The following is a 524-nucleotide window of genomic DNA, read 5'->3' on the forward strand; positions in this document are numbered from 1 at the left end:
TCAATGGCTGTCCGGTTCGTCCGGCGGAAGGTCGCAATCGTATCATGATCCGGATGCAGGTTCGCCGCCACGAAGCGCACCCCGATATCGCGATATGTCGCCCGCTCGATCCGGCGTGAGGAAAACAACCCGTTCGCATAGCTGAAGATCAGAAGGGCCAACATCAGGCGCGGATGGTACTGTGCCTTGCCACCCGTGCGTACTGGCACGCAGAACGCACTCATCGGAACCCGCTCAACGGCTGCGACAACGAAATGCGCCATATCGTCAGCCGGAAGCCACGACTTCAGATCAGGAGGCAGAAGATACGGCTGGGATCGGTCAAACGGGATGAAGCTGCTCATCTCACCACCTTACAACCTTACCCTTCACAGGGTACCCCAACCCGACAGGCTGCTAGAGCGGGCCCTCTATCGGATCGCACGTAAACATGCTGGTCAGCAGAGAGGTGGGTGGATATGCCGTGTCGAGGTGCTGCATGAAAAAACAGGTAGCGATGCGCAGCCTAAAGAATTTAATCGTAT

The 524-nt window shown here is 57.1% G+C and carries 2 protein-coding genes; one reads left to right on the plus strand and one right to left on the minus strand.

What is annotated here, in order from left to right; all coding sequences use genetic code 11:
• Positions 1-344 (minus strand): transposase (locus tag OQZ28_RS17670; protein WP_458136712.1); only part of this gene is annotated, 344 nt, incomplete at its 3' end.
• On the opposite strand from OQZ28_RS17670, the gene OQZ28_RS17675 reads away from it, so the two are divergent.
• On the plus strand, positions 331-524 hold a 194-nt coding region (locus OQZ28_RS17675; protein WP_458136713.1), incomplete at its 3' end, for a replication initiator protein A. The genes OQZ28_RS17670 and OQZ28_RS17675 overlap by 14 nt on opposite strands.

This window comes from Komagataeibacter sp. NFXK3 (assembly GCF_054182245.1).